Annotated in this window: 4 protein-coding genes and 1 tRNA gene; all 5 read right to left on the bottom strand. The window is 57.9% G+C overall.

Features of this window, described 5'->3' with window-relative positions; translation table 11 throughout:
• Window positions 1–592: 592 nt before the first annotated feature.
• Window positions 593–667 (bottom strand) — tRNA-Gln (locus ACN0VH_RS19825).
• A 113-nt stretch (window positions 668–780) separates the two neighbouring features.
• Window positions 781–1,776: an NADPH:quinone reductase gene (locus tag ACN0VH_RS19820; RefSeq protein ID WP_417702203.1), complete on the bottom strand. Its 996-nt coding sequence runs from the start codon at window positions 1,774–1,776 to the stop codon at window positions 781–783.
• A 206-nt stretch (window positions 1,777–1,982) separates the two neighbouring features.
• Window positions 1,983–3,638, bottom strand: a complete 1,656-nt coding sequence (locus ACN0VH_RS19815) for a transcriptional regulator (protein WP_417702202.1) — start codon at window positions 3,636–3,638, stop codon at window positions 1,983–1,985.
• Between the two features lie 642 nt (window positions 3,639–4,280).
• Entirely contained in the window at window positions 4,281–5,228 is a 948-nt protein-coding gene (locus tag ACN0VH_RS19810) for an MBL fold metallo-hydrolase (RefSeq protein ID WP_417702200.1), read from the bottom strand.
• Window positions 5,229–5,438: 210 nt separating this feature from the next.
• Window positions 5,439–6,614: an ABC transporter substrate-binding protein gene (locus tag ACN0VH_RS19805; protein WP_417702198.1), complete on the bottom strand. Its 1,176-nt coding sequence runs from the start codon at window positions 6,612–6,614 to the stop codon at window positions 5,439–5,441.
• Between the last annotated feature and the right edge of the window lie 17 nt (window positions 6,615–6,631).

Here is a 6,631-nt window from a genome sequence, read left to right as displayed (position 1 = left end):
CCCCAGCTGCCCCGCCTACGAGAGGCGTCAGCGGTGCTTCAACGAGAGGTTTGCGTATCTAGGATCTGGGAGTGGGGGAACATGATGGGGGAACCGGGTAGTCTCAGGGGCTCTTCCCGTTTCTTCCCTTCGCTTCCATTACTTATCCCTCTGCCCCACTATACTCAGGCACAACGTCAGCGGTCTCTCCAACTTGGGGAGGCCAGCTCTGCAGGGGGGCAAGTACATCACCCAGAGCCTCGTCAGCGCCACCCAGACGACCCAAAACACTGGGGCCGAAATCCGGGGCGATTGGGGCCGGTTCGGGCTTCGTAGCTCTTACGTCTATGGCTGGAAAGTACTGGCTGGGGTGGTAGGAAACCTAGCCTTTCGATTCCGATCATCGGCTTGGTCGACGGGTTGACGGTTCTGGGGCCGTTGCAGGGGCAGAACTGGGGCCGTTGGAGCGTCAGCGTAGGGCTGCTGGAGAGCTCTGGCGGGTGGTGGAGCGCGATGGAGGCTGGTGGTGGGGGCTTACTGAATTCCAAAGAAATCCGGGGCGATTGGGGCCGGTTCGGGCTTCGTAGCTCTTACGTCTATGGCTGGAAAGTACTGGCTGGGGTGGTAGGATTCGAACCTACGATCTTCAGTACCAAAAACTGTTGCCTTACCACTTGGCCACACCCCATCAGTGAGCGGCGTTCTAGTGCGAGTTTGGGGGGGGCGCAAGGGGATTTGAAGAAAAAAACAAAACTTTTTCTCCCCACCCTCATTCGCCCCCCGAAAACAGGCGTAAACGCCCTAGCTATCGTTGAGGCGGATCAGGACAGCGCCCTCGCGCGCGCCAGCCTCTACCGCCTGATGTGCAGCGCAAACCTCTGAAATATCGTAGACCTTTTGGATATCAAACTTCAGCGCCTCGGCCTCTAGCGCATCATTGAGACGTCGGATCGCCCTGTCGCGTTCAGCTGTGCTCAGCAGGTAAACCAAAATGATATCCACCGTCACAGCCTTGAAGAGCAGCGGCATGAAGGGCAGCTTGGGCGACATCTCGCGGGCCGATCCATAGGCGGCGATGCGACCGTTTTCTGCGATCACCTGGGCATCCGTGTCGATGTTGCAGCCGAGCTCGACTTCGACAATCAAATCGACGGGGTTGCCATCATTTGCAGTCAGAACCTGATCCCCGAGGTCCTCGGCGCGGTAGTCCAGCACCGTATCGGCGCCCGCGCGCCGCGCGCGGTCGCTGCCCTGGGCACCACAGGTCGCAATGACCCGTGCGCCGCCCCATTTGGCAAGCTGGACGGCCAGAATACCTACGGTCCCCGCCCCGCCCTGTACCAGCACTGTTTTACCCGTGACATCGCCCTGACCAAAAACTGCGTGACAGGCGGTCAGCCCCGGAATGCCAAGCACTGCGCCTGCTTCCAAGCTGACATTATCGGGCAGCGGCACGGCCTGCGCGGCTGGCAGGGTGATTTGTTGCGCCGCAGTGCCACAGGCGCGGCGGAACTGGCCGTTCCAGATCCAGACGCGCTCTCCGATACGACTGCTAGGCACACCGTCGCCCACAGCCGAGATCACCCCGGAACCGTCACTATGTGGAATGATATATTCCCAGGGAAAGCCAGTGAGACCGGGCTGACCACGCGTGCGGGTTTTCACATCCGAAGGGTTCACCCCGGTAAAGGAAACCTCGACCAGAACCTCGCCGTGATCAGGGCTCGGGGTGGGCAGTTCTTCCAACTGCAAAACCTCGGCGGCGGGCCCAAAGGCGCGGTAGGTGATAGCTTTCATAGTGGTAATTTCCTTGTGTTTTGTCTTGTCTGCCCCGTTCAAAAGCGGACCGCAGGTCGCAGCGACAGGCAATCCGCTATTTGCAGGATTGGGCGCAGAATACAGGGCGACAGCCGGAAAGACAGGGCCAAGATGGGGATTTCACCCGGTCCCCTGCCCCGCATCGAGACTGCGCCGCGGCGACGATCACAAGAGGTCGCGAAAGATCAGGCCGGAACGCCCGCTTGTTTGAGCGCATCTGCCCAGGCGCCCCCCCCCTGCGCAGCCGCACCGGGGTGTTCACTACTATACTGCGTCAGGTTAAAACTGGGAGAGGCCGCCAAGAGGTTTTGCACTGCGGCGCGCGCCTCGCCAGATCGACCGGCCAGTTGCAACGCAATCACCTTGGTACGCAGGCTGGCGGGATAGGCCGCATTGGCCTGCAACGAACGATCAGCCAAAGCCAGCGCGCGGTCGTAGTTATGCGCCGAAAGATTGGCAAATGCCGATACCGAGTCGAAATAATACTTCTGCGGCCCAAGTGGCGATAGGCGGCGCGCCGCATCGGTCAGTTCCACCGCCTCAATCGGGTGCCCCTGATAGGCCCAGGTGGCACCTTTCAGCAAAATCGCCAGTGCCTCGTTCGGGTTATCCTTCAGGGCCAGATCGTAGGATTCTTGTGCCTGCTCAAAATCAAACAGAAGATGGCTGGAAATCGCGCCTTTCAAGGTATGGGCGAGCGAAAAAGAAGGATCGGATTCCAGGGCAGCACCGGCGAATTGATTGGCAAGCCCCGCATCCATTTGACGGTCGCTGGAGAAGCCTTTTTGCACCCGCAACACATGCCAGAACCCAATCCAGGTCAGAACCAGCGGGTGTTTTGGGTCACGCTCCAGCAGAACCTTCAGCACCTCACGCGCGCGGCTGAAACGTTCCGGCGTCATTTCTTGCATCATCGAAATTGCCGCCATCAAAAGCATATGCCCTTCCAGACTGGGAAGCGGCTTGAACCCCGCAATGCGCACGGCCTCCCCGATCAGCGTCTGGCCAATCTGCCGCGTCGCCTCGCAGAGTGCCTCGCTGCGGCCCGTCATCAAATCCGGCAAGGGGCCCTCAAAATGGCGCGACCAGATCACCTGCTCACGCTCTGCGTCATGCAATTCGATCTCGGCGGCCACCACTTGGCCATTGGCCCGCACCGACCCCGATACCAAATATTTCACTCCGGCAACGGCAGAGACCTCAGAGGGGCGCACCCGGGTCGCATCAAACTGCCGCGAGGCCAGATAAGAGGTCACGGTAAAGGCCTGGCTGCGCGCCAGACTGCGCGACAATTCCTCTGCTATGAGAGAGCCCAGCGGCGAGGTGTCCTCTCCAGGTGCCAATTGCACAAAGGGCAAGACAGCGATCAGCGGCAACAGTGGTTCGGGCCGCAGGCGCCGTTCCTGCAGCGGCACCTGGCCCCGGCGCGCCTGGCTGCGCAGCGTATCATGCCGGATCTGCTGCAACCAGCGGGCAAAATTCGCCTCATGGGGCAGTTCAAATCCCTCCATGAATTCGGCATCGCCAGTGCCATCCTCAAAGGCAACACCATTCAAATCCAGGATGACCCTTTCGCGGTTCGCGCTAAGCAGGGCTGCGGCCTCTGCGCCGAGGTGGCGGCGCAGTGTCGACAAAGCGGTGCGCAGGCTGGCCTTGGCCTGCTCTGGCTGCGCCAGACTCCACAGGGCTTGCTCCAGAAAGGCCCGGGTGCGTACCCCGGTATCCGCAGTACAGAGCAAAGCCAGAAGTGCCTGATGTTTAGCACCCAAAGGGATTGGTGTTCCGTCGCCCAGAGCGACACTAAAGGCACCAAATTGACCGACACGCAGCAAAACACTCATGAAACACCCACCAGACAACACTAAAGTATAATTAAAGTACAGCAATTCTCCCTTAAATTGTAAATAGTAATCACCATCAAATGAATTGAGAGAGACGTTCTCAGACCAAAACGGGAACACGTAACAGTGCAATCGATGATGCTAAATTATGCATATTCAATGACCTACGTCAGTCCCTCCCACTATTGGAAAAAATTCACTTTGATGAGGTGTTTTCTGCGCCAAACAGCCCTTTCAATCAAAAAACGACACGTGCGTATTGCGACCAGGTGAGTCGAATGACACCGTTGCCGCCCTGTCCCCCATGCAAAGTGGCATGATTCCCTCATGAAATATGGCGCTATGGTTGACCTTTTTCTGCATGCAAGCAGGCGCAGTCTGCGAGACACAGTAGCGCAAGTTTCGACCAAAGGCCTGTGAACGCGGCTGTTCCCACGCCTGCCTTTGGTAAATCGACGGCCAGAAATACTGCCGCGGCCTGCTGCTACATCCCATTTTTCTGGAAAAAATGCCTCACCCCAATTCGCCAGAAAATTAAAGATAAAAGGCAAAAATCAGGATCAAAACACTAAATTAATTAATTCATTTAGATATACAGGTCAGAGACAACAGATCCCCCAGGAACATCCGGTGATAGCCCAATCAATTCACCGCATCGGGAATGAATTGAAAGCCGCTGCCCAGCAGTTCAACCCGGCCAATACCACCCTGCGGCAGATGGGCTCCAATCAAGCGCATTTGGTCATGTGCTAGCATATCCAACAGCCTTAAACGCGACTTTGCCGCCTGCTCTGTGTCTTGGTCGGTGCCGATGGGCCAGCCCGGTTCAGCAAAGCTGACGTGGTGGTTGCCGATGGCATCCCCTCCAATCAGCAGGCTCTCTCCTGATGAGCGCAGAGCGAAGCACATATGCCCAGGTGTGTGGCCATAGCTGGCCTGGGCTTCGATACCTGGCAAGATCTCTTGGCCATCTTCAAACCGGGTGGTGCGTTCTGCCACGATCTGCATCCGGCGGCGCGCCCCTACCGCCATTGAGGCCCGCTCCTCGGAAATGGTCGACGCAGTATTGGGGTCAAACCAATAATCCCATTCAACCCTGCCCATCAGATATTCGGCATTGGAAAACAATGGATCGTCAAAATCATCCAGCACCCCCCAAAGATGATCCGGGTGGCAATGGGTAAAGACAACATGGGTCACCTCTTCGGGGGACAGACCTGCGGTTTCCAGCGCCGCGAGCAGACGCCCGGCAGACGCCTGGAAACTGGGGCCAGCCCCGGTATCAAACAGCACCACCCGGTTGGCATCCCGCAGCAGGGTGACATTGATCGGCGGCTCAATGGGACCTGCCCCGATCCCCTTGGCCTGCAGGATCTGGTCCACTGCGGCGGGTTCCAGCCCGGCAAACAGCATCGCACGCGGCAGCACCAGATGGCCATCCGACAGGGTCTGCACCTGCATGTCCCCAATGGTAAGATCCGCTGCCCCTGCTGTTGCCCAACCCTGCGCGGGCAACAGGAGCCCCGTGGCCAAACCCGTCGCCAAACCAGTCATGACGTCGCGCCGGTTCACTGTCATATCTTTTCCCATTTGGTTTTCCGCGCCTTCCAACGTTAAAATACATTCTTACATGCGAATTTATATGAGATTGCATCTTATTTCAACGCAACATCAACACGCCCAAGCCGAACCTGCTGCGCAATAGCACATAAAAAAAGCCCGGCGTGCCTGTGGCAAACCGGGCCTTGTCTTATGTCAGCCCCGCAATCTAGCGCGGGGAACGGCTAGCTGGTACGCGCCTTACTCGCGGCTCAGCTCTTTCCACTTGCCGCCTTCGACAACCGAAATCACGATGTCATCAGCACCACGGTGATCATCGGCACTGTAGGAGATCGCAGTATCGGTCAGCTCGTCGAAATACTCGAGCGTTTCCATACCCTTGATAAAGGCTTCCTGCGTCAGATCGGGACCTGCCGCTTCCAGCGCGCGCACCACGGTATCCGCAGCCGAATAGCCAAGCATGGCAAAGCCGCTTGCTGGCTGGCCAAACATCGCATCATAATCCGCGATGAACTTGGCAGGGGCCTCGTCTTCCGCGCGCGCGATCAGGTCAACCCAGCCCGCCGCAGCATAGAGCCCCTCTGTCACGCCACCAGGAACGGCGGCGACAACATCCAGGAAACCTGCAGATGTGTTGAGGAATTTGACGTCGGTCCAGCCCAGCTTTTTGGCGGTGCCAACAACAGTGATACCCTGACGCACACCCAGCGCCATGGCAATGACGTCACAGCCCGCGGCCTTCAGCTTGGTCAGCGAGCCGACAAAATCCAGTTCATCCGGTTTATGGCTGGTTTCAGCAGCATAGTTCAGGCCCAGCTTTTCAGTCGTGGCCTTGGCGCTTTCCTGAATTTCCTTGCCAAAATCCGATGGAATATACATCGAACAGATTTCCTTGGCGTCGAATTCGCCAGCCAGATAGGTCACCCCGGCATCCACCTGATCATAGTAGCTGGAAAAGCCGATGAATTTGTTATCGACAGGGTCCTGCAGCATCTGACGCGCCGCAGACAGGGGCCCGATGTTGGGAATACCCTTTGGATCCAGCAATTTAAAACCGGCAGTATTCATTGGCGTGCCCAACGACAGCAACATGCCAAAGACCTTGTCGCGGTTCAAAAGCTTGTTGTAACCCTGCATCGCGCGCGGGATCTGATAGCCGTTGTCTTCAACCACAAAGCGGATCTGGCGCCCATGCACACCGCCTGCGGCATTGACCTCGGCAAAGCGCATATTGGCACCATTGGTGGCGGGAACCCCGACCGCCGCAAAGATGCCGCTGAGGTCATTGACCGAGCCGAACACCACCTCGCTGTCGCTGACGCCCTGGCTTTCGGCCTGAACAGCAGAGCCCGCGCCAAGCGCCAGAGCGCCCGCCATCAAGGTCCCCGCCATCACTTTGGATGTTAGTGTCTTCATTTCCATTTCCTCCCTGG

The sequence above is a fragment of the Pseudophaeobacter sp. genome (assembly GCF_048267565.1).
Lineage (GTDB): Bacteria > Pseudomonadota > Alphaproteobacteria > Rhodobacterales > Rhodobacteraceae > Pseudophaeobacter > Pseudophaeobacter profundi.
The sequence above is the reverse complement of the archived record's forward strand: the minus strand, read 5'-3'. Positions and strand labels throughout refer to the sequence as shown.

Excerpts from the sequence above, each read along its gene's own strand:
- ACN0VH_RS19820 (WP_417702203.1), bottom strand. The coding sequence starts at position 1,776 with ATGAAAGCTATCACCTACCGCGCCTTTGGGCCCGCCGCCGAGGTTTTG.
- ACN0VH_RS19815 (WP_417702202.1), bottom strand. The coding sequence starts at position 3,638 with ATGAGTGTTTTGCTGCGTGTCGGTCAATTTGGTGCCTTTAGTGTCGCT.
- ACN0VH_RS19810 (WP_417702200.1), bottom strand. The coding sequence starts at position 5,228 with ATGGGAAAAGATATGACAGTGAACCGGCGCGACGTCATGACTGGTTTG.
- ACN0VH_RS19805 (WP_417702198.1), bottom strand. The coding sequence starts at position 6,614 with ATGAAGACACTAACATCCAAAGTGATGGCGGGGACCTTGATGGCGGGC.